The sequence below is a fragment of the Nostoc sp. NMS4 genome (assembly GCF_017115095.1).
Taxonomy (GTDB): domain Bacteria; phylum Cyanobacteriota; class Cyanobacteriia; order Cyanobacteriales; family Nostocaceae; genus Nostoc.
This window is the reverse complement of the sequence record NZ_JABXKI010000085.1, coordinates 1-22,467: the sequence shown is the minus strand read 5'-3', so window position 1 is coordinate 22,467 and position 22,467 is coordinate 1. Positions and strand designations below refer to the sequence as shown.

The window sequence follows — 22,467 nt, the reverse complement described above, 5'->3', positions numbered from 1 at the left end:
GGCTAATCCAAAAAATTAATACTCAAATTGAATAAAGGGCATTGGGCATTGGGCAAGAGAATAAGAACTATTAACAAATGACCATTGTACAGACGCGATTAATCGCGTCTCTGACAAATGACGATAATTGAAGAAAGGGGAAAAGTCTATCTTGTAGGTGCTGGGCCTGGAGATGTAGCATACCTAACAGTAAAAGCTTACAATCTCTTAGCTGCTGCTCAGGTGTTAGTTTACGATGCTTTAGTAGATGCTCAATTATTGCAGTGCGTACCAGATGATTGCCTGAAGTTGGATGTCGGTAAACGCGGTGGTAAACCTAGTACAAGCCAAGCACAGATTAACAAGTTACTGGTACAGCACTGTTTACAAGGAAAACAAGTTATACGGCTCAAATCAGGAGATCCTCTGATTTTTGGGCGTTGCACTTCCGAAATTGAAGCTTTGAAAGCATCCGGTTGTGATTTTGAACTAGTACCAGGAATTTCCTCAGCCCTTGCAGCGCCTTTGTTGGCAGGAATTCCTCTCACAGATCCGGTTTTAAGCCGCACTTTTACAGTCCTTACAGCTCATCAACCAGAGGTTTTAGACTGGGAGGCACTCTCACGGTTAGAGACACTAGTAATTTTGATGGGTGGGAAACATCTGCAACAGATTGTACATCAATTGGTGCAGCATGGGCGATCGCACTTAACACCCATTGCCATTATCCGTTGGGCAGGAACTCCCGATCAACAAATTTGGATAGCGCAACTAGGCAATATTCTGGAACAAACCGCCAGATTATCCCTTTCCCCAGCAGTAATTGTGATTGGCGAAGTTGTTGGGCTACGCAAGTACTTACAACCTGAGAAAATAGATTGTCAGGATTCTACTTCAGCCAAAACTTTGAGCCTCCCTGCTATGTCAAGCAATTTCCCCCTATCTCCCCTTACTGGTAAAATGATTTTGGTGACACGTTCAGTTGGCCAATCGAGTCAATTTAGCGATCGCCTCATTGCATCAGGTGCAACAGTCATCGAAATGCCTACCTTAGAAATCGGCGCGCCCTCCAGTTGGGAAGCTTTGGATAATGCGATCGCTCATTTATCTGACTTCGACTGGTTAATTCTCACTTCTACCAATGGCATAGATTACTTTTTTGAAAGGCTAACTACCCAAGGTAAAGATAGCCGTGCCTTAGCTGGTATCAAAATTGCCGTCGTTGGTGAGAAAACAGCCCAAAGTCTCAAACAACGCTCTCTGCAAGCAGATTTTATTCCCCCAAACTTTGTTGCCGATTCTTTAGTGGAAAATTTTCCAGATAAATTAGATGGTAAAAAGGTGTTATTTCCCAGAGTTGAAAGCGGCGGTAGAGAAGTTTTAGTTAAGGAATTAACTCTTAAGGGAGCAAAAGTAATAGAAGTTGCGGCATATCAATCTTGTTGTCCTAATAGTATTCCAGCTGCGGCAAAGTTAGCTCTCCAAAACCGCAAGATAGATGTAATTACCTTTGCCAGTTCTAAAACTGTACAATTTTTCTGTCAACTTACTAATAATATATTTACCAATAACTCTGATGCTAGCCAATTATTAGAGGGAGTTTGTATTGCCTCTATCGGCCCCCAAACCTCCAAAACTTGCCATGAATTATTCGGACGTGTGGATATAGAAGCCCAAGAATATACTTTAGATGGTTTAACCCAAGCACTGATCCGATGGGCGACAAATTCTTAGATGAGGGAGATGAGGGAGACAAGGGAGAACCAATGCCCAATGACAAATGACAAATGACAAATGACAAAACGTATAATCGGCTTAACTGGAGGTATTGCCACAGGCAAAACCACTGTCACTAATTATTTAGCTAACACTTATAACCTACCGATTTTGGATGCAGATATTTATGCTAGAGAGGCAGTATCTTTAGGTTCGCCTATTCTGGGTGCGATCGCTCAACGTTACGGCGAACAAATTCTACTACCAGATGGCAGCCTGAACCGTCAAAAGCTAGGCGAAATCATCTTTAATCGTCAAGATGAACGCAACTGGATAGACAATTTGATTCATCCTGATGTGCGCGATCGCTTTCTCAAAGCAATTGCTCAGTCTTCTTCACAAATACTAGTGTTAGTAGTGCCTCTATTATTTGAAGCTGGGATGACTGATTTGGTTACAGAAATTTGGGTAGTGCGTTGTTCCCAAGAGCAACAACTACAAAGATTGATACAACGAAACCATTTAAATAGAGAACAGGCACAAGCCAGGATTAACAGCCAATTATCTATCGAAGAAAAAGTCGCTCATGCAGATGTAGTTTTAGATAACTCTTCTACCCTAGAAATACTACTGAAACAGGTAGATATAGCTATAGAAACTACAAGTAGTGACTAGATGTTATTGATATTCAAATATATACATATATGACATTTTCAAGGCATAAAAGGCTTATTACTTAATACTATATAGTTAAGCAAAAAACTCATATCTCACAAAATGCTGTCCAACAGTTCGGTGATTTTACAGTTGAATATGGGGTTAATAGTACTGTAAATTTAAAAGAATCAGCTTTCAAATGAATTATTAGTTCTATTTTTTAATTGTTTTTAGGTGCCTTCTCTTCAATCAGAACAGGTATGAACTTAAGTTTTAGTGTTTTTAATAAATTAGCTCTGGTTCTTTCTCCACTAACAGAATTAAAACAAAAGAATAAAATCCATGATTACAGACAACAAGTTTGGGGAGGCGACTATATATTTGAGCGCCTCAATGAAGGAACAATCGGATACATGACGGGAGTAGGGAAAGGCGTTAAAGCTTGCGATCGCATTATTTTACGAGAAGGTTGTGAATCTTATCAATATCAAGTTGAAGAAATTGATTACTACTCCGATCCATCTGATATGTGGATAGCTTTACTCAAGCAAGTACCGAATGAATAAATATTTAACTATTCTGGCTTCTGAATTCTGACTCCTGAATTCAGAAGTCAGAATTTTTACAACCAAGAACCGCTATATCTATGTTAAATCGACCAAGAAATGAGCTATTAAAGTATTTCTTTCGTAGGATAGCAAGTAAAGATGCAAAAGTTTTGGGTTATCTTTATCAAGGTGCATCACTGAACCATCAACTGCTAAGTGGTGATGATCTATCCAACGCTCCTGTGAATCTAGTAGAACACTGAAGTATGGGCTGACATCTGGATGATTTTTAGTTAACTCATCGTAGCTTTGATAAAAAGGAGGTATCCCAATTCCCATCGGCATATATAAACCTTTAGGATAATCTGCTACAGGCAATTGAGGAAGTGTTTTCAGATTAATTCCACTGATGAATAATCTATTTTTTTCACCAGTCTTGGTATCTGTGAATCCTAGCTCAATTTCCTGTAAATTTTGTTCAACACCAATCGGTTTAATATTCCTTAAAATGGCTTTATCAAATTTGCCTATTCTCCAGTATTGATTTTCCCAAGGCTTATTTTGATCGTAAAATCCTGGCCCTCGAAAACTTGCAAATTTAATTTCATTTTTAACGTCGTAAAAATCTCTCCATTTTGTGAGATTGGTCGCTAACGTAGTTCTAACTTTTCGGCTTTGCTCTCCTGATACAATTATCCTCTCATCAAGGGGGAACTGAGTAGCAACTTCTTTTTGATCGATTACATTTCTGAGAAGATTAGTCTTGACTATTGTGCCGCTCGGATCTTGCCAGTGTTCTAATTTCCACCAATGCTGCCAATATGAAATCTTATTAATTTTTTCAAAAATATTTTTGTAATGTCCCATCGGAAAGGTAAACCAACTTTGATAATAAAGAGATTTGTTACCATCCTCTTTAGTGAAAAGTAAGACTTCCCAAAATCCTGCATTTAAGCAATTATTAGCTAAAGCAACCTCTACCAAATTTTGCTTTTCAAAACCGTCTCCTCCAATAATTTCTAGATTTTTTGAATTAGCAGGAAAACTAATCTGTTGTCTGTTCCACTCCCTGTCTGTAAAAGCGATTGTTTCTAAACCTGGATCTTTTTTAACCCATTCGGGTACTTTAGGAACTAATAGCTCTAAATCAACATTTTTTATAACTATTTTTGCTGTGTTTTTGTCTGTTGGTTCAAACACGAAATCGAAATGTGTATCATCTTTTTTAATAAGTGTTAACTTTCGATTAGAATATCTTTTAAAATTTTTGCCTAAAGGCGCGGGATTGGCTGGATAATCGACATTAGATAATTCTTGTAGCTTTACACTCATCTGATTATCAAATTTATATCTGGATTTAAACCAAAAACCACCCAGTCCCAGCAAACCAAGGCATAGAATGAGCGTACTAAATAAAATCTGTTTTTCCGTAAGCCTGAAATTAAGTTTGCTGAATTGGGAAATGCCTGGAATTTTCCCCGTCGCAGAGATATTTTTCATCGGATAAATTCATTTTTATGATAATACCAATTAACACCATAGCATTCTATAAAACGAATTGCTAATTTCTATTTTCAAGGATCATGCTAATAAACTGTTATCTGCGATTAAGGGTTTTAATACTGATTTTCTACGGATGGTGAAGGCTACATCTCTGTGAGAAAATTGCGGCTCTTTCGGTTTCCCCAAAAGCCGCAATTTTCCGTTACACTTAGCTTAAGTTTCAGTCAGGCTTTAAACTCAATTTAATCGATGTTTCCTTTCTAGCGATCGCATAAGTAGGATGGCGTAAATAATCGAAGGTTTAATTAGATACAGTTGGGCTAACCTGCCGAAGAAACTCAATATTCAAATCTAACTTTTCTCCTAACCATAAAGAATGAACCGCGTGGTCTGCCACAACATCGCCTGTTTCAGGATGGACAAGAATATCCAATCCGTGACGATTGAGCATTAGCCAAGGAACGACTTTATCAAACTGATTCGGTAAGAAAGCAACTTGATACATCGCTTTTGGATGGGGACCGATGGGCTTGTCATGCCAGCGTCCGAGTTGCACGTCAAACCTAGCGCCTAATCCTTCGCGTACACGCGCAGCTATATCCCGACTCGCAGGATCGAAGTAAACATGAGCATGAAAACCAGCGATCTCGATAATATCTTCTTTCATAAGATCCACTTTTCGCTCTCAACTCTAATTTTGACTAGCGGACTTTTTCTTTATTATCTTCTGTCAAAAGTCTAATGTTTAACTTACATTTAACATTTTAATAACCTATTCATACTTGTTTAATGATCTAATAGATTCATGGTTTATGGCAATTCTAAATCATTCATGAAAAAAATCTATTGCCTATTATAGGCTTACACAACTAAGTAAGAAAGATTGTTTCTTATAGATAAGGTGATAAAAAGAACAATCATATCCTGTCAAATAACTTTGGTTGACTTTGGTATTAACAGAATTGCTTTATTATGTCTAAAGCCAAAAAAAGCATACATAAAATAAATAATAATCTAAATGTATCAAACAATAACTAAAACATTATTAGACATTCTCACCTATAGAGGGCAATATCAGTGCGATCGCCAAGCTTATCTATTTCTCCAAAATGGAGAAACTGAGTCAGGGAGCCTTACTTATGGAGAATTAGATCAACAAGCTAGAGCGATCGCAGTCCATCTCCAATCAATGCAGGGAGAACGAGCTTTATTATTATACCCTTCTGGATTAGAGTTTATTACAGCTTTCTTTGGCTGTTTGTATGCTGGGGTAGTAGCAGTTCCGGTTTATCCTCCCAGAAGTAATCAGGAGTTGCCTCGATTGCTTTCTATCGTTAATGATGCCGAAGCGAAGATAGCACTGACAACCACATCAATACTAACTGACATTGAGAAAGGGTGGCAAGAGGAACCAGAGTTAGCCCAGTTAAAGCTGGTAGCTACAGATACTATTGAAGCTAATCCTCAAAAGTTTGTACCTAAATCAGTGACACCAGAGAGTTTGGCATTTTTGCAATATACTTCCGGGTCTACAGGAACACCCAAAGGGGTGATGGTGACTCATAGGAATTTGCTGGATAATCAACAGATGATCCAGGCTGCAAGCAAACATACAGAAGAATCAACTTACGTAAGCTGGTTACCTCTTCACCACAATTCAGGATTGGGAATTGTAATTCAAGCTCTGTTTATCGGTGCAAAGTGTATCCTGATGCCACCTGTAGCCTTCTTGCAACGTCCCGTCCTCTGGCTCCAAGCTATTTCTCGCTACCAAGCCCACACTAGTGGCGGACCAAATTTTGCTTATGAACTGTGCGTTGACAAAGTATCTTTTCAAGAGCGCGAAACTCTTAACTTGAGTAGTTGGAAGGTGGCGTTTAATGGTGCAGAGCCAATCCAGGCAGAAACTCTAGAACTGTTTCAAAAGACTTTTTCTAACTGTGGTTTTGAGCTAGAAGCATTTTCACCTTGCTATGGTCTTGCTGAGTCAACTGCCGCAGTTACAGGAAGTCCAAAAGGAGCTAAACCTGTTGTTTGTCATGTCTCTAAGGCAGCACTCGAACAAAATCTCGTAGTTGCAAAAGCTCCAGAAGCTCTAGATACTCGCATTTTAGTAAGCAGTGGAAAAACTTGGTTAGATCAGAAAGTGGTTATAGTCGAACCATGTTCATCTACTGCTTGTTCTGATAACCAAGTCGGAGAGATTTGGGTTAGTGGTTCTAGTGTAGTTCAGGGCTATTGGGGAAAACCAGAGCAGACAAAAGAAACATTTCAAGCATACCTAGCAGACACTGGTTCTGGGCCATTTCTTCGTACAGGAGATTTAGGGTTTCTCCGTAATGAAGAATTATTTGTCACAGGAAGAATCAAAGATGTAATTATCATTCGAGGACGAAATCATTATCCCCAAGACATTGAATTAACCGTTGAAAACAGCCACCCTTATCTACGAAAGAATTGTAGTGCAGCATTTTCTGTTGAGATGGAAAAACAGGAGTGTTTGGTGGTTGCTTGCGAGGTGGAAAGAACTCATCTACGAAATCTGAATACTTTGGAGATAGTTAAAGAAATTCAAATTGCACTATCAACAGAACATCAATTAGAAGTTTGTCATGTTCTGTTGTTGAAAACTGGAAGTATCCCTAAAACTTCTAGTGGAAAAATTCAACGTCGTGTTTGTAAACTAGAATTTTTAAAAGATAGTTTGAGTGTAGTAGGGCAGTGGCACAAAAGTATTGAAAATCATCCGAAAGAATATGTAGCCCCAAGTACAGCAACTGAAGAAATCATCGCCAACATCTTCACTTCAGTTTTAAATGTAGAAAGGGTCAGTATCCACGACAACATCTTTACTTTAGGCGGACATTCCCTACTGGCAACTCAAGTAATTTCTCGACTCCGACAAACCTTTGGCATAGAAATCCCCCTCAGAGCAGTCTTTGAATCTCCAACAATTACTCAATTAGACCAAACTATAACCCAGTTACGTAATACTAATAGCAGATTAACTCTTCCCCCCATTCAACCAAGAGAACCAGATACAGAACAATTACCCCTATCTTATGCACAAGAGCGACTGTGGTTCCTAGACCAACTCTTAGGGCCAAGTGCAACTTATAACATACCAGCAGCAGTCCGCATCAAGGGTGACTTAGATATTAACGCCCTGCAACAAGCATTATCAGAAATAGTCCGTCGCCACGAAGTACTACGCACCAGTTTTCAAACTGTCAATGGCACACCAATACAAGTAATTCACCCATTAGCCACCATGAATATCAACCTGGTGGACTTACAGCAACTACCAGATACAGAACGTGAAACCGTCCTACAACAACAAATACAACTTGAAGCAATTACCCCCTTTGACTTAGAAATCGCACCATTAATTAGGTGTAATTTCTTGCAGTTGTCAGCCAGAGAATATGTGTTATTAATGACGACACATCACATAGTTTCTGATGGTTGGTCAATGGGGGTATTCATCACCGAACTATCTGCTCTATATCAAGCTTTTTGTGCGAGAGTTCCTTCCCCCTTATCAGAATTATCTATCCAGTATGCAGACTTTGCAGTTTGGCAGAGACAATGCTTGAGTTCGTACTACCTTGAAACTCAACTCAATTACTGGCTTTCTCAATTGCATGGTGTACCAGAATTATTACAATTACCAACTGACCGGACTCGTCCCAGTGTGCAAACTTACCAGGGTGCTACACAAAGCTTCACCTTGAATACTGATATCACCCAGAAGTTGCAAACCTTGTGTAGGCAATCGGGTACTACCTTATTTATGACCCTCCACGCGGCGTTTGCGACTTTCCTATATCGTTATAGTGGTCAATCAGATATTTTAATTGGTTTACCAATAGCCAATCGTAACCGCAGTGAAATTGAGCCACTGATTGGCTTTTTTGTGAATACTTTAGTATTGAGAACCAAGTTTGAAGAGAATCTCAGTTTTGAAACTTTACTTTTACAAGTCAGGGAAACTACACTCCAAGCCTATGAACATCAGGATGTGCCTTTTGAACAAGTAGTAGAAAAATTGCAACCACAACGCTCTTTGAGTTATTCACCTTTATTTCAGGTGATGTTTATATGGCAAAATGCACCAATGGGGGAAGTGGAAATCCCTGGTTGTGCTTGGTGTCAGCTAGATATAAAAAGTACAATTGCGAAGTTTGATTTAACACTGTCGATGTCCGAAACCGACCGGGGATTGGTGGGGTCATGGGAGTACAATACTGATTTGTTTGATGGGTCAACTATTGCGCGGATGGCGGCTCATTTCCATAATTTGTTATCAGCAATTGTAGAAAATCCCCAACAAGCGGTGAATGAATTACCCTTGTTGAGTGCAGCAGAACGTCATCAATTGTTAGTGCAGTGGAATGATACCGAGTGTGAATATGCCTTAAATAAATGTATTCATCAGTTGTTTGAAGAGCAGGTAGAGAAAACACCCCAGACTATTGCCGTGGTGTTTGAGAACCAGCAATTATCCTACCAACAATTAAATCAAAGAGCCAACCAACTAGCACATCATTTGCAAAGCCTCGGTGTCAGACCAGAGATGTTGGTAGGTATTTGTGTAGAACGTTCTGTTGAGATGGTGGTGGGACTGTTGGGGATACTCAAGGCTGGTGGTGCTTATGTGCCACTTGACCCCACGTATCCTCAAGAAAGGTTGAGTTATATGTTAGCGGATTCGGGTGTTGAGGTGTTATTGACGCAACAACAACTTGTGGAAAGTTTACCCCAGCATGAAGCTGTTGTGGTTTGTCTAGACACCGAATGCGATCGCATAGCCCAGCATTGCGATAAAAACCCAATTACCGACATCATATCTCACAACCTGGCTTACACTATCTATACTTCTGGGTCTACAGGTAAGCCCAAAGGTGTGCAAATTTTACATAGTGCTGTGGTCAATTTCTTATGTACTATGCGCCAGCAGTCAGGAATCACAGCAGATGACGTACTTGTTGGAGTAACGACTTTTAACTTTGATATTGCTGCTTTAGAAATTTTTCTACCAATAATTGTGGGTGCTTGCTTAGTGGTAGCAAAGCGTGAAGTCACCCTTGATGGACAACGGTTGCTAGAGTTGCTGGTCAAATTTGGGGTAACAATTATGCAAGCTACTCCAGTAACTTGGCGATTACTGTTAGAAGCTGGATGGCAAAATTCCCATCAATTAAAAATACTTTGCGGGGGTGAGGTTTTACCTTGGGAGTTAGCCAATGAATTACAAACAAAGAGTACTTCCTTGTGGAACCTTTACGGGCCGACAGAAACTACCATCTGGTCACTAATTTCTCAGGTTGAGTCTCAGTCTGGCTTAATTTCCATCGGTCGTCCTATTGCCAACACCCAAATCTACATCTTAGACAGCCATCTGCAACCAGTACCCATCGGCGTACCGGGAGAATTACACATCGGAGGCGCAGGTTTAGCGCGAGGCTACCTCAACCAACCAAAACTAACTCAAGAAAAATTTATCCCCAACCCCTTCTATGATGGTAAATCAGAACGCCTCTACAAAACAGGCGATCTCACCCGCTGCGATCGCTATGGCAACATCGAATACATTGGTCGCATCGATAATCAAGTAAAGATTCGCGGCTTCCGCATCGAACTCGGAGAAATTGAAACAGTCCTCAACACCCATCCCCAAATCCAACAAGCCGTAGTCATTGTTAGAGAAGATATTCCAGGTGACAAACGCTTAATTGCCTATGTAGTGACTAGTGATGAAACACTTATCACCAAGCAACTCCGGGAATTTCTCAAGAACAAGCTACCAGAATATATGCTGCCTAGTGTCTTTGTCACCTTAGACACTCTACCATTAACACCTAACGGCAAAATCGATCGCAAAGCCCTACCTACACCAGATAGAGAAATCGGCTACAAACATGAATACATCGCACCAAGTACAATTATAGAACTTCAACTGACTCAAATTTTGTCATCTATTCTGAATATCACTCCAGTAGGAGTTCGAGACAACTTCTTTGAACTTGGTGGTAATTCTTTATTAATTGTCAGATTTCTATCTAAATTACGACAAGTCTGTGGCGTAGATTTGCCAGTGCATTGCTTGTTTGAATTTCCTACTGTGGCTGATATTGCCCAACTTATTGAAAAGATTCGTCAGGTAGGAACATCGAATAATATTACCGACAATATTTTAGATTTAAGTGCTGAAGCCGTTCTTGATTCTGAAATTCAACCTCAATCACTAGCTTTTGATGATGTCAGTGAACCTAAGTGTATCTTCTTAACTGGAGCAACAGGATTTGTCGGCACTTATCTACTATACGAATTGCTTCAACGTACTAATGCTAATATCTATTGTTTGGTTCGTGCTGCTAATCCTGATGAAGGTAAAAAGAGATTGCAAACTCAACTCGAAGCTTATTTGCTTTGGGACGAGGGCTTTAGTTCTAGAATTATTTCTGTACTTGGAGATTTATCTCAACCATATTTAGGTGTTACAGCAGCAGAGTTTGAAAACTTAGCCAGATGTATTGATGTTATATATCATAATGGTGCATTAGTTAATTTTATTTATTCCTATTCAACATTAAAGGCAGCTAATGTTACAGCAACTGAAGAAGTTATAAGATTAGCTAGTCAAATCAAAGTCAAGCCTGTTCATTTTATTTCTACTCTTTCTGTTTTTGATTTGTCTAAAGATTCTCAGCTTCCTGTAATTTCAGAATCAGATCCCCTTAACGATAGTCAAGGTTTAATTAGCGGTTATGCTCAAAGCAAATGGGTAGCAGAAAAATTAATTATGATTGCTCGTGAAAGGGGACTTCCTGTGTGTATATATAGGCTAGGTCATGTAGCTGGACACAGCAAAACTGGGATAGGAAATACAAGCGATTGGCTTTCTATAATGATTAAAGGTTGTATCCAACTCAGAATGTTCCCAGAATTAGAAAGGATGATAGAAATGATTCCTGTAGACTATGCAAGCAAAGCAATTATTGCTATATCACAAGCAAAATCATCTTTAGGAAAGGCTTTTCATATCACCAATCCTCATCAGATATCTGGTGAATATCTAAGTAATTGGATAGAGAATTTTGGTTATCCAGTTAAACAAATTTCATTCGTAAACTGGCGTAAAGAACTGATTAATCATATTAATTATTTTCCCGATAATGCTCTACATTCTCTATTACCTATGTTTCCCGAAGAATCTGACTTTCAAAAATTAGAAATGAAATTTGACTACCAAAACACGGTTAAAGCATTGTCTGGAACTGGAATTTATTGTCCACAGATAAATGCAGAGCTACTGGAGATATATTTTTCATATTTCCTAAAGATAGGGTTTTTGAATACACCAGACCAAATGACTTTTGTATAAATTTACCCTGCTTCTTCACTATCATCGGGTAAATCAATTTTTGGTCGCCCATAATTAGCCAAAGTCATCCCTTCTTCTAAATATACAGTAGAGTATTTACTCAACCCAATACGTTGTGCAGAATAAATTCCTGAATGACCTGAAAATAAATAGCTCACTATACAGCCAATAGCAATAAATACCCCTGATTCGAGGCCAAATAATTCAATTCCCATCAGAGTCGATGCTATAGGTGTATTTGCTGCACCTGCAAATACACCCACAAATCCCATTCCTGCTAAGAGTGGTGCAGGTAATGCTAAAAGCAACGATAAAGCATTACCTAAAGTCGCACCAATAAAAAACAAAGGGGTTACTTCCCCACCCTTAAAACCTGCTCCTAGAGTTAAAGCAGTCAGACATAATTTTGCTGCAAAATCCCAAGGAGGTAGCTGATTGTAGAAAGAATCAACGATCGCTGGAATACCAAGCCCAATATATTTAGTTGTACCACTCAATCCAACAATTATTGCTATCATCGCACCGCCTATAAAAGGACGCATTGGAGGATAAGATATTTTGGCTTTAAAGAAGTGACTAATTTGGTGAGTTATTTTAGCAAAAAATCTCGCTACAATTCCAAAAACTGCACCTGCAATAATGGCAGAAATCAGCCCCCAAATTGTGAGCGTTGGTATAGAGGGAGCGTGTCGGTATGCTGTATGTTGTAAACCAAATAGTAAAGTGACTTGATTCCCAACGATCGCAGCGATTAAAGAAGCAAAAAGAGCGTCATAATGAATTTTACCAATGGCTAAAACTTCCAGACCAAATACGGTTCCAGCTAAGGGTGTCCCGAAAACTGAAGCGAATCCTCCACTGATACCTGCGGTTAACAAAATTCGCCGATTAGCACCTTGAAAATGCAATATTTTAGTTAACTGGTCTGCGAGAGAAGCACCCATTTGTAATGCTGTACCTTCACGACCGGCTGAACCACCGAAAAAATGGGTAAGGTCTGTTCCTAGTAAAACAAGAGGAGCCATACGGAAGGGAATAACGTTTTTGGGGTTATGAATTTCTTCCAGTAAAAGGTTATTTCCAGCTTCTACATTCTGACCGAATTGATGATAAATCCAACCACTCAAGAAGCCACCAAAGGGAAGTAAGGCGATAATCCACCGATGTGATTCTCGCCAATCAGTTGCCCATTCCAATGATGCTAAAAGAGCCGCAGAAGCAGTTCCAGCAAGAATGCCAACCACAAAGGAAATAGGCAACCACTTGATTAGGTGGGGTAATGCAATAAATGGTTCAAACTGGCGAAAGTGTTTCATACCATGACTCCTTGAGGTGCGATTTGTAGACAGATACTTTCTACAGGAGAGTCAGGTAATGCATTTAGCCAAGCCCTACTCTCCCGCAGTTAGCAGGGAAAGTAGGAGCCATCAGCCTTCCAGATGAGAGTTTATCGCGCGGAAAAGGCGGTTTTGGCGAGCTCCATCGCCGTTAATAGTTTAATTAATTCAATAATACCATTTTTACTGTGAGTCAATATCTTTGGTATTCTACGATATAGATAAATAATGTGTATCATTGGCGGTATTATATGCTGCCATCATCAGAAAGTAATTATCAGCCTGTTAAAGATTCTCAAACAAAACTAGATCGGTTTTTAGTTTGTGGGCTAGGAAGTTTGGGTCAGCATTGTGTTGCAGTTCTGAAAGAGTATGGTGCTGTTGTAAATGCGATTGACCAAGAACAACCCAAAAATTTGGAAATACCAAATTTATTAAGTTTATTAGAAAATTTATTAATCGGAGATTGTCGTCAGAGCAGTATTTTAGAACAGGCAAATATTTCTCAGTGTCGAACTGTACTTTTGGTCACTGGTAATGAACGGGTAAATATAGAAGCTGCCTTTGCAGCAAGGCTTTTAAATCCTCAAGTTCGCCTAGTTGTACGTTCTGACAAACAAAATCTCAATGAGCTTTTAAGTCAAATTCTTGGTAATTTTATTGCCTTTGAGCCAAATCAAATTTCCGCTTCTGGCTTTGCTGTTGCTGCTCTTGGAGATGATAATCTCGGATATTTTCAACTGGAGCAACGTCAATTTCGGGTAGTAAAGCATCAGATTAAATTGAGTGATAGCTGGGCGAATAAATGGCATATACATGAACTAAATACTTCATGTCGTCGGGTATTAAATCACGCTAATGATTCATCTCTATTGCCTAAAGAATTTCATCAGTGGGAACCAGAAGCGACATTACACCCAGGTGATACGATTATTTATATCGAAGTTACAGAACAGCTTCAAACTTTAAAACAACTTGCTACTGTGCGTAAGTACAACTGGCAGCAGTTATGGCAAGAGATTGTATTAGGGAAAGGTGGGAATAATCTCAAACATAAAATTGCAAATCTATTGCGAAAAGTCTCTCATTATCAGAGTTTGCGGGTGGCAATTATCTGTGGAATCACAGTACTTTTTCTTTGGCTTTTTGGAACAATTATCTATATCTTAAATTATCCTGAAAGTAACATAATAGAAGCTTTTTATGCTACCGTTGTCTTGCTTTTGGGAGGATACGGAGATATATTTGGCGGTGTGAATTTTAAAACGCCACCGGAGCCAGCGCAAAATATGCCAGGGTGGTTACGATTGTTTAGCCTCGCACTAACTTTAACGGGTATAGGTTTTGTGGGAGTTTTATATGCGTTGCTAACTGATGCTTTGTTAAGTTCAAGGTTTAAGTTTTTCAATAGTTATCAGCCATCAATCCCCCAAAAAGACCATGTTGTACTGATTGGATTAAATCGAGTTGGTCAGCGAGTCGCGGCTTTATTGCAAGAATTTAAGCAACCTTTGGTAGGTATTAGCAGCACAGCACTAAATGCCGATTTTCTGAACAAAATACCACTAATTATTGATAATATTGCTGATGCTTTAGGCAAGGTAAATCTCGCTAATAGTAAAAGTGTGGTTGTTGTTACAGACGATGACATGGAAAATTTGGAAATAGCTTTGATGGCATACGCTAAAAGTCCTACAACTCGTGTGATTATTCGGACCTACGACCAATATTTTCGTGATAACGTAGCACGGTTATTTCCTTATGCTCAAGTCATTTGCACATCTGCTATTTCAGCAGAAGTATTTGCTGCTGCGGCTTTTGGAGAAAATATTCTCAGCTTGTTTAACTTTGATACTCAAACTATTTTGGTAGTAGAGTATATGATTGAGGCTGGAGATACACTAAATGGATTACTATTGGCTGAGGTCGCTTATGGTTATGGAGTTGTACCAATTTTATACCAAAGCCTCAAGCGATCGCCTGTGAAGTTAATGCCTTCCGATCATACACAACTTAGTGTTGGCGATCGCCTGGTTGTTCTGGCAAATAGCAATAGCCTCCAGCGAATTGAACGAGGTGAAATGTTTCCTCGAACCTGTCTTGTACAAGTTGAGAAAGTTTTAGCTCAAGATGCGATTTTTGATGGTGCAAATGAAATAAGTATAATATCGGGATGTAATATTGGCACAGCTAGAGACTTGATGCATAATTTGCCTGGACAGTTACCAGTAGCATTATATAAACAACAAGCTATGTTACTGGTGCGGAGGCTCAGTAAATTAAGAGTTACATCTCGGTTGAAATTATTTGTTGAGGATGCAGATTAAAATAATTCGTAATTCGTAATGACGCTCGATGACTCGCTACCGCTACGCTAACGTAATTCGTAATACTCGCCTTCTCTAACTGTATTGGCTTATATTTGTAAATATTTTTTTCTATTAATTACGAGTAATAAGACAGCAGCGATCGCAAACAAGCTTCCAGTTATAAATGTTGCCTCTGCTCCCAGTGTTTGCCACAATCCACCAGCTAGCAGACTAGCAGGTAAAAGTGCTAATCCCACAGCTAAGTTGAGGAATCCAAAAGCAGTACCGCGCAGATTTGTCGGTATACTATTTGCCACTAGCGCTAACAGTAATCCTTGACTCATACCCAAATGCAAACCATAAAGGGCAAACAATCCCCAAGTTTGCCAAGGTGTCTGCACAAAAGCGAAGCCTAGATACACTAGAGCGTATAGGAGAAATCCACCTACCAGTAACCAAAATTTGCCTACGCGATCGGAAAGTATTCCTATTGGGTAGGCGCTGAATGAATAGGCGATGTTCATCACCACTAATGTCAATGGGATGAGGGAGGCAGAAATACCTGTTTGTTCAGCTCGCAGCAACAAAAAAGCATTGCTGGAGTTGCCTAAATTGAATAGCAGCGCCACTGCAACAAGTAGCCAATATCCTTTACCTAAACTGCGTAAAGCTTCCCATTGCAGAGGATTACTTCGGTTTTCTTGAGTTTGAGTTGTTGTTGGTTCGCGCACTCCCACTGTTAATAAAGCCACTGCGAAGAATCCAGGGATGAGTGCTAGCCAGAAAACCAGGCGGAAGTTGTTTTGGGAAGCAGCCATCAGGGTAAACGCTGCCAAAGGCCCCAAAAATGCTCCGATAGTATCGAGGGATTGACGCAATCCATAAGCTGCACCGCGTACCTCTGCGTTAGTGGAATCGGCAACCAAAGCATCGCGGGGCGCTACCCGAATACCTTTGCCAATGCGATCGCCAAATCGAGCTATTAATACCCCAGTTGGGCTGGTAGCTACAGCAAATAGAGGTTTCACAAAGGTTGATAATCCGTACCCAAACACCGCTAATCCTTTACGATGTCCTAAATAATCACTCAATACTCCCGAAAAGACTTTTAAGATTGAAGCTGTCGCCTCTGCAATCCCTTCAATGATGCCGACAGTTAAAATATCTGCCCCTAATACTGATACTAGAAATAAGGGCAACACTGAATGAATCATCTCGGAACTAATATCTGTCAGCAAACTGACAAATCCCAAAACCCAAACAGTCCGAGGAATTTTCTGGAGAAATTTATTTTTTAGCTGCATGTTGCCTATTTCTGCTACATCTATCATCTATATTGATAGTGATAAATATGTACACCCCTATAGCCAATTTATCAAAACAGAATTCAGGAGTCAGTCGCCAGAATGGGCTAAACCTTAGCTATCCGCTAACAGAATTGAATTCTGTGCGAATGGCGAATGAATGAACGGGTTTAAAACCCCCTAAACATTGAAAATTTAGCGGTCTAAAATTAGTGGCGGGTTTGAATACCCCACTAATTTGTTCTGACTCCTGACTTCTGAATTCTGAATTCTTCTTCAATTGCTGCCAATATTTTTGAAAATGAAAATAGTATTACTAAATCAGTTCTATAATTCTTGAGAACCAATAAGTAATTTCTGCATCACTGAAGGTAGTCAATCGGGCAATTTCCCTGGCCATCTGATAGGCTTTCTCACCTTGAGGATGTTGAACCAAACCAGCATGATTCAATAAAACAGTTTTCAAATCTCCTGGATATACAGGTAAGTGACAATTACCCTGAGATTCCATCCTTTGGATAATTGGACTCCAGTCAATGTTGCCAACTTGATATTTCAGATTCATAAATGTTTCTTAATGCAACAGATGTTTCATAAACGAACTTAGCAACAAAATAAATCTAATACAACACTTATTACAATACCTCTATGGATAGAAAATATTGGAATCTATTAGTCTACAAAGTACCCGCACAGCCTTCAACGCAGAGGGTGTATGTTTGGCGTAAACTTAAGGGATTGGGCGCACTTTATCTACAGCAGTCGGTGTGTTTGCTACCACAGCGAGAAGACTTGCAGAGCCATTTGCAAGAACTGAAAACGGACATTACAGCAGGTGGCGGTGAAGCAGATTTGTTAACTATTTGCATTGATGAACCTGAGCAAAATGCGATGTTGGTAGAGCGCTTTCAACAGCAATCAGATCAAGAATATCAAGAGTTTTTGGGGCAATGTCGAGATTTACATAGCGAGTTGAGTGAGGAACGGAAAATAAGTAACCTCACTTTTGCAGAACTGGAAGAAAATGAGGCGGAACTAACTAAACTACGTTCTTGGTTGCCAAAAATCCGCGATCGCGATTTGTTTGATGCCCCAAAATACTTACAAGCTACTGAAGCTTTGAAGGGGTGTGAATTGGATTTTCAGCTATTTTCCTAACAGATATATCAAGCACAAGGAATAGACTCAGAATCTTTATACAGCAGAACTCAGAATTCTGAATTCTGAATTCAGGAGTAATATCATATCCGGTAAATTAGTTTTGATATATCATTGCGATCGCTTCACTCGCAATGACAACTATTTATCCAAATCATGACTTACACAAAAACCCTCCTAAACTCTCATTTCTCCGTGAACTCTGTGTCCTCTGTGGTTCGTTTTCCGTTACCTGTTGTGAAAATCGAGAGACTCAGATCCCCTCACGGGGACTACAACGTACTTTAATAATAGAGGTTGTAGACAATTTTAAATCAATATTCTCAGCTGACCTTGGGCTTCTTGAAGAAAAAGCGATAAAACTTAGGCTGACCAAGATTTTTCCGCCATGCCTCCATATAAATGTAAAATACTGGAGTCAGATAGAGTGTCAATACCTGAGAAAACAGCAATCCCCCAACGATCGCAATCCCCAAAGGACGACGCGCTTCTGAACCAACTCCTGTCCCCAAAGCAATGGGGAGTGTGCCAATTAAAGCTGCCATTGTGGTCATCATAATCGGGCGGAAGCGAGTCAAGCAAGCGGCATAAATGGCATCAAAGGAATTTTTTCCTTCCTTTCGTTGGGCTTCAATGGCAAAATCCACCAGCATAATCCCGTTTTTCTTGACGATGCCCACTAGCAGAATGATGCCAATAAAAGAGTAAAGATTTAAATCAACCTGGAAAATCAACAGCGTCAATAATGCGCCAAAACCCGCCGAAGGTAAACCGGAAAGAATGGTGATTGGGTGAATGAAATCCTCATAGAGGATACCGAGAATCAGATAGATGACTACAATAGACACCAACAACAGCGCACCTAAATCGTTGAAGGACTGTTGAAAGGTTTGGGCTGAACCCTGAAAGCTGGGGGTAATTGTTGAGGGTAACAACTCACTGGCTGCTTGCTTGATGGCATCTGTAGCTTGACTGAGAGACGTTCCGGGGAGGGTGTCAAAAGATATAGTCGAAGAGGGGAGTTGAGCAACGTGAGCGACGGTGAGGGGACCGACATTTTGGGTGATATTAGCGATCGCACTCAAAGGTACCTGTTTTCCAGTACTCGATTGCACATATAGTAATGATAGGGCGCTGGGATCTCGCTGAAACTCCGGTTTCACTTCTAAGATTACAAAAAATTGGTCATTTGGAGTATAGATAGTAGAAACCTGGCTGGAACCATAGGCGGCGCTGAGGGTTTGTTCAACTTCTTGAGCGGTAATCCCTAGAGTTGCGGCCTTGTTGTGGTCAACTTTAACTTCTATTTGGGGAGTGCTGAGTTGTAAATCGCTGTCAACGTTCTGGAGTCCGGGTAGAGTTCTGACTTTATCTACCAGTTTCGGAACGTATTGGCGCAAGTCTTGTAAATTCAAGCTCTGCAAGGTGAACTGATAAGTAGAATTAGTTTGTTGTCCACCGATGGGAATCGCTGGCGGAGAGCGAAGGAATGTCTTAATCCCAGTTGTGCGTCTTAATTTTGGGGTTAGTTCTTGAATAATTTGGTCAGCTGTGAGTTGACGTTGATCACGTGGCTTGAGCCGAATCGTAATTCGCCCCCCGTTGACTGAACCGTTCGGGCCACTTGCACCCACTATCGAGTCAACTGCTTCAATATTGGGATCTTTGCGAATGATATCAACAACCTTTTGCTGGTGACGCAGCATATCATCAAAAGAAATATCTTGCGCGGCTTTGGTGTTCGCCATCAATTGTCCGGTGTCTTCGGTGGGGATAAATCCTTTGGGAACGATGACGAATAAATAGGCGGTCATTAATAGCAGAATCCCAGAACCAATTAGTGTCATCAAGCGGTATTTTAAGACGGGCTTGAGCGTCCAATCATATCCCCGCAGGAGTAAATCAAATCCCCCTTCTAAGAATTCATAGAGCCGATTTGGTCTTTGCTGATGGGATGAACCCAAAAAGCGACTGCACAACATGGGGGTAAGACTGAGGGAAACAAAACCCGAAACCAAAATTGCCACTGCGATCGTTACGGCGAATTCATGAAATAATTTACCGATTATGCCACTCATAAACATGATGGGGATGAACACCGCCACCAAGGAGAGGGTCATTGACAAAATGGTGAAACTGATTTCCTTTGATCCCTTCAATGCTGCATTTAGGGGAGATTCGCCCATTTCCCGATAACGGACGATATTTTCTAACACCACGATCGCATCATCCACGACAAAACCCACCGAAAGAGTCAACGCCATGAGTGAGATGTTATCTAGGGAGAAGCCCGACAGATACATTACCGCAAAAGTGCCAATGATCGCTACAGGTAAGGCCAAACTGGGAATTAACGTCGCGGTGATGTCACGCAAGAATAAGAAAATAACTAAGACGACTAGACAAATTGAGAGAACTAAGGTAAACTTTACATCGTTTACAGAGGCTCGGATAGTTTGGGAGCGATCGTACATAATCCCCATTTCAATGGATTTGGGAACTTGTTCGCGGAGCGTAGGTAAAAGTTTCTGGATGGAATCAACAATATTTACCGTGTTAGCACCCGGTTGTGGCTGCACAGCGAGAACAACGGAATGACGGTTTGTTACCTGGCGATCGCTATACAAATTCGACACTTTGACGTTTTGTTCACTGTCAATCACCTCCCCTAAATCTTGGAGACGCACAGGCGCACCATTTTTATAAGTGACAATTAGCTGACGATAGCCGGCAGCATCGGTGAGTTGACCGTTGGCCTGAATCGTATAATTTTTGTAAGTATCAGAGAGACTGCCGGTTGGTAAGTTGACATTTCCCTGTTGAATTGCAGTTTTTACCTGAGTTAGACCAATTCCCCTTGATACCAACTCTCGCGGGTCAAGTTGGACGCGGACTGCATATTGCTGTTGACCAAAAACCTGTACTTGAGCAACACCATCAATCATCGAGATGGGCTGACCAACTGTTACCTCTGCGTATTCATCTACCGTCGATATTGGCTGTGTCTCAGAATACATATAGAGAAAGAGAATCGGTGAGACAGAGGGATTAACTTTGCGGTAGGTGGGGGGGTGAGGCATTCCGGCTGGGAGTTGTCCGGCGGCGGCTGAGATGGCTGCTTGTACATCTTTGGCGGCATCTTCCACCCTGCGGCTAAAGTCAAATTGTAGGGAGATGTTGGTGCTACCGGTGGAACTGGTGGAATTAAATGAATTGAGTCCGGCAATTTCGGTAAACTGTCTTTCTAAAGGTGCGGCGACTGAAGAAGCCATTGTTTCCGGGGTAGCACCGGGGAGACTGGCGGAGACAGATATAAAAGGATATTCAACGTTGGGTAGGGCGCTGATTGGTAATAGGAGATAACTCATCAGACCGAAGATGAGGATACCCATCATTACCAGGGTAGTCATGACTGGGCGACGGATGAAGAGTTCTGAAAGGTTCATGGGTTTTGTTCTCCCAGAAATTTGGTGAGGAGGCGATCGCTAAATATAAGGCAATAGGTTTGGGTTAAGGCTTAAGTGTTTTTCAAAGGCAATTTTTTAAACGAACCGCAAAGGACGCATTCGCGCAGCGTCTCGTCAGAGAAGAACGCAAAGGAAGAGAAGGAAGAGATGCTTAACTGAACTCTTGAACAACTGGCTCATGAAATCGCTTAGTCTGTGTTGTTTTAGGTTTATATTTCATAAGGGCAAATATAAAACAATCCCCTTCCATTCAGATTGATCGCTGTGATTAACCAGCAGCAGCAATTCATCAATTGCCTGTCTAATCGGCATCCGATCATTCACTACGAACAAACCCAACATTTGCTCTCCCTTTAACAATCGTTCGTAAGCGAAATCTGGCATTGTTGCCCGATCATGAGTGAGGATGATGCGATCGCTCACTGCTGCCCAATTTAAGATTGTTGGGTGATCTACTTCCTGCAAACCAACATCCTGAACGCGAAGTAAGTCAAGATTCGGTTGACGCAGAAATAGTCCTCGCACAATATCGCCATTAAAATTTTCATCGCTCAATAACTTCAGCATTGACATTTTTTAAAATCATTGCTGGGCTAATAAGCGAGAACGAATTAGGCTCAAATCAGGTTGAATATTTGACAGGCGTTGATGAACAGATTCAGCTAATTGTTCACGTTGTTGGAGATATAATTCCACAGCATTTCGATGTCGAAGGTAGTAGCCAATAGTTAGGTATACATCAGATAATGATAAGGATGAGTAACGCCCAACAATAGACTCAGGGGATGCACCATCTTGAAAGCTACGAATCACTAGTTCTAGCAAAACCCTTGTATTGCCTACTCGAATTGCACCTGTTGCATCTTCACTTAGAGGAGGAATTTCTTGTTCTATTGCTAAAGTCATAGTATAATTATTCCCAAAACGCTAATATCTAAATTTCGCCTCAGTTTTACCCCACCCTAACCCTCCCCTTGGAAAGGGGAGGGAACTAGATTTCCGGTTTCCCCCCTTTCCAAGGGGGGATTAAGGGGGGTAATTCAACTTACTTGTCTGCACACCGTAGCCCTTAGAAAGGGGGATAATTCGACTTGTGTGTAAA

Annotated in this window: 14 protein-coding genes and 1 riboswitch; of the genes, 6 read left to right on the top strand and 8 right to left on the bottom strand. The window is 40.6% G+C overall.

Features of this window, described 5'->3' with window-relative positions; genetic code table 11:
* The first annotated feature begins 117 nt into the window (after positions 1 to 117).
* The 3 genes from cobA (at position 118) to HWQ37_RS05560 (ending at position 2,918) form a co-directional block, all read left to right on the top strand.
* Complete coding sequence (gene cobA / locus HWQ37_RS05570) at positions 118 to 1,713, top strand: uroporphyrinogen-III C-methyltransferase (protein WP_465249670.1); 1,596 nt, start codon at positions 118 to 120, stop codon at positions 1,711 to 1,713.
* Between the two features lie 60 nt (positions 1,714 to 1,773).
* Positions 1,774 to 2,370, top strand: a complete 597-nt coding sequence (gene coaE / locus HWQ37_RS05565) for a dephospho-CoA kinase (RefSeq protein WP_292744740.1) — start codon at positions 1,774 to 1,776, stop codon at positions 2,368 to 2,370.
* Positions 2,371 to 2,612: 242 nt separating this feature from the next.
* Complete coding sequence (locus HWQ37_RS05560) at positions 2,613 to 2,918, top strand: hypothetical protein (protein ID WP_292744738.1); 306 nt, start codon at positions 2,613 to 2,615, stop codon at positions 2,916 to 2,918.
* A 78-nt stretch (positions 2,919 to 2,996) separates the two neighbouring features.
* Here the strand turns inward: HWQ37_RS05560 and HWQ37_RS05555 are convergent, their stop codons facing one another.
* A complete protein-coding gene (locus tag HWQ37_RS05555) occupies positions 2,997 to 4,400 on the bottom strand; it encodes a hypothetical protein (RefSeq protein WP_292744736.1) in 1,404 nt (467 codons plus the stop codon).
* Positions 4,401 to 4,704: 304 nt separating this feature from the next.
* Positions 4,705 to 5,070 (bottom strand): DOPA 4,5-dioxygenase family protein, encoded by a 366-nt coding sequence (locus HWQ37_RS05550; RefSeq protein ID WP_292744734.1) that lies wholly within the window; start codon positions 5,068 to 5,070, stop codon positions 4,705 to 4,707.
* 351 nt (positions 5,071 to 5,421) lie between these two features.
* On the opposite strand from HWQ37_RS05550, the gene HWQ37_RS05545 reads away from it, so the two are divergent.
* A complete protein-coding gene (locus HWQ37_RS05545; protein ID WP_292744732.1) occupies positions 5,422 to 11,790 on the top strand; it encodes a non-ribosomal peptide synthetase in 6,369 nt (2,122 codons plus the stop codon).
* A 2-nt stretch (positions 11,791 to 11,792) separates the two neighbouring features.
* Here HWQ37_RS05545 and HWQ37_RS05540 read toward each other — a convergent pair whose 3' ends face one another.
* Positions 11,793 to 13,106, bottom strand: a complete 1,314-nt coding sequence (locus HWQ37_RS05540; RefSeq protein ID WP_292744730.1) for a voltage-gated chloride channel family protein — start codon at positions 13,104 to 13,106, stop codon at positions 11,793 to 11,795.
* A gap of 95 nt (positions 13,107 to 13,201) precedes the next feature.
* A riboswitch (Fluoride riboswitch) is annotated at positions 13,202 to 13,286 on the bottom strand.
* A gap of 92 nt (positions 13,287 to 13,378) precedes the next feature.
* Here HWQ37_RS05540 and HWQ37_RS05535 point away from each other — a divergent pair.
* Complete coding sequence (locus HWQ37_RS05535) at positions 13,379 to 15,454, top strand: potassium channel family protein (protein WP_292744728.1); 2,076 nt, start codon at positions 13,379 to 13,381, stop codon at positions 15,452 to 15,454.
* An 89-nt stretch (positions 15,455 to 15,543) separates the two neighbouring features.
* Here HWQ37_RS05535 and HWQ37_RS05530 read toward each other — a convergent pair whose 3' ends face one another.
* Together HWQ37_RS05530 and HWQ37_RS05525 are read right to left on the bottom strand one after the other, a co-directional pair.
* Positions 15,544 to 16,767 carry an MFS transporter gene (locus HWQ37_RS05530; protein ID WP_292744726.1) on the bottom strand — a complete coding sequence of 408 codons (1,224 nt, stop codon included), beginning with the start codon at positions 16,765 to 16,767 and terminating at the stop codon, positions 15,544 to 15,546.
* A gap of 289 nt (positions 16,768 to 17,056) precedes the next feature.
* Entirely contained in the window at positions 17,057 to 17,305 is a 249-nt protein-coding gene (locus HWQ37_RS05525) for a hypothetical protein (protein WP_292744724.1), read from the bottom strand.
* Positions 17,306 to 17,388: 83 nt separating this feature from the next.
* Here HWQ37_RS05525 and HWQ37_RS05520 point away from each other — a divergent pair, with 83 nt between their 5' ends.
* Complete coding sequence (locus tag HWQ37_RS05520) at positions 17,389 to 17,898, top strand: Chromate resistance protein ChrB (RefSeq protein ID WP_292744722.1); 510 nt, start codon at positions 17,389 to 17,391, stop codon at positions 17,896 to 17,898.
* Between the two features lie 323 nt (positions 17,899 to 18,221).
* On the opposite strand, the gene HWQ37_RS05515 is transcribed toward HWQ37_RS05520, so the two are convergent.
* The 3 genes from HWQ37_RS05515 to HWQ37_RS05505 form a co-directional block, all read right to left on the bottom strand.
* Positions 18,222 to 21,344, bottom strand: coding sequence for an efflux RND transporter permease subunit (locus HWQ37_RS05515; RefSeq protein ID WP_292744720.1), 3,123 nt, complete (start codon positions 21,342 to 21,344; stop codon positions 18,222 to 18,224).
* A gap of 237 nt (positions 21,345 to 21,581) precedes the next feature.
* Entirely contained in the window at positions 21,582 to 21,932 is a 351-nt protein-coding gene (locus HWQ37_RS05510; protein WP_292744718.1) for a DUF5615 family PIN-like protein, read from the bottom strand.
* A gap of 15 nt (positions 21,933 to 21,947) precedes the next feature.
* Positions 21,948 to 22,271, bottom strand: coding sequence for a DUF433 domain-containing protein (locus tag HWQ37_RS05505; protein WP_292744716.1), 324 nt, complete (start codon positions 22,269 to 22,271; stop codon positions 21,948 to 21,950).
* Positions 22,272 to 22,467 lie beyond the last annotated feature (196 nt).

Bases quoted from the DNA above. Each gene is read 5' to 3' on its own strand.
- cobA (WP_465249670.1), top strand. From the start codon at position 118: ATGACGATAATTGAAGAAAGGGGAAAAGTCTATCTTGTAGGTGCTGGG.
- coaE (WP_292744740.1), top strand. From the start codon at position 1,774: ATGACAAAACGTATAATCGGCTTAACTGGAGGTATTGCCACAGGCAAA.
- HWQ37_RS05560 (WP_292744738.1), top strand. From the start codon at position 2,613: ATGAACTTAAGTTTTAGTGTTTTTAATAAATTAGCTCTGGTTCTTTCT.
- HWQ37_RS05555 (WP_292744736.1), bottom strand. From the start codon at position 4,400: ATGAAAAATATCTCTGCGACGGGGAAAATTCCAGGCATTTCCCAATTC.
- HWQ37_RS05550 (WP_292744734.1), bottom strand. From the start codon at position 5,070: ATGAAAGAAGATATTATCGAGATCGCTGGTTTTCATGCTCATGTTTAC.
- HWQ37_RS05545 (WP_292744732.1), top strand. From the start codon at position 5,422: ATGTATCAAACAATAACTAAAACATTATTAGACATTCTCACCTATAGA.
- HWQ37_RS05540 (WP_292744730.1), bottom strand. From the start codon at position 13,106: ATGAAACACTTTCGCCAGTTTGAACCATTTATTGCATTACCCCACCTA.
- HWQ37_RS05535 (WP_292744728.1), top strand. From the start codon at position 13,379: ATGCTGCCATCATCAGAAAGTAATTATCAGCCTGTTAAAGATTCTCAA.
- HWQ37_RS05530 (WP_292744726.1), bottom strand. From the start codon at position 16,767: ATGATAGATGTAGCAGAAATAGGCAACATGCAGCTAAAAAATAAATTT.
- HWQ37_RS05525 (WP_292744724.1), bottom strand. From the start codon at position 17,305: ATGAATCTGAAATATCAAGTTGGCAACATTGACTGGAGTCCAATTATC.
- HWQ37_RS05520 (WP_292744722.1), top strand. From the start codon at position 17,389: ATGGATAGAAAATATTGGAATCTATTAGTCTACAAAGTACCCGCACAG.
- HWQ37_RS05515 (WP_292744720.1), bottom strand. From the start codon at position 21,344: ATGAACCTTTCAGAACTCTTCATCCGTCGCCCAGTCATGACTACCCTG.
- HWQ37_RS05510 (WP_292744718.1), bottom strand. From the start codon at position 21,932: ATGCTGAAGTTATTGAGCGATGAAAATTTTAATGGCGATATTGTGCGA.
- HWQ37_RS05505 (WP_292744716.1), bottom strand. From the start codon at position 22,271: ATGACTTTAGCAATAGAACAAGAAATTCCTCCTCTAAGTGAAGATGCA.